Raw genomic sequence first — 252 nt, 5'->3', positions numbered from 1 at the left:
CCTCGAACACCTCGAGCGGTCGGGCGCATGTCGAGCCGTGAATGCGCATACCTGCGGTGCTGCTGCACCACCGAACCGCCGCCTCCTGCGCTTGCTCGAGACTGTTGAATCGTTCACCCGCCCAGAAGTTTCCGCGCACGTACTGCACGGTGCGTTCGACTCTCGGTTTGTCCTTCGGCGACCTCACCCGCGCCGGGTCGGTGATGAACCCGACGTGGGCGCTGTAGTCGAGCCAGCCATCGCTCAACCGCG

1 pseudogene is annotated in these 252 nt (G+C 65.5%); it reads right to left on the bottom strand.

Annotated features, from left to right (window positions below):
• Nucleotides 1-252 (bottom strand): annotated as a pseudogene (locus MTX34_RS25590) (IS21 family transposase); the annotation flags it as partial.

The organism is Rhodococcus sp. ARC_M5 (assembly GCF_022810405.1).
In the GTDB taxonomy this organism is placed as follows: Bacteria; Actinomycetota; Actinomycetes; order Mycobacteriales; family Mycobacteriaceae; genus Rhodococcoides; species Rhodococcoides navarretei.
This window is presented reverse-complemented; position numbering and strand designations above follow the sequence as displayed.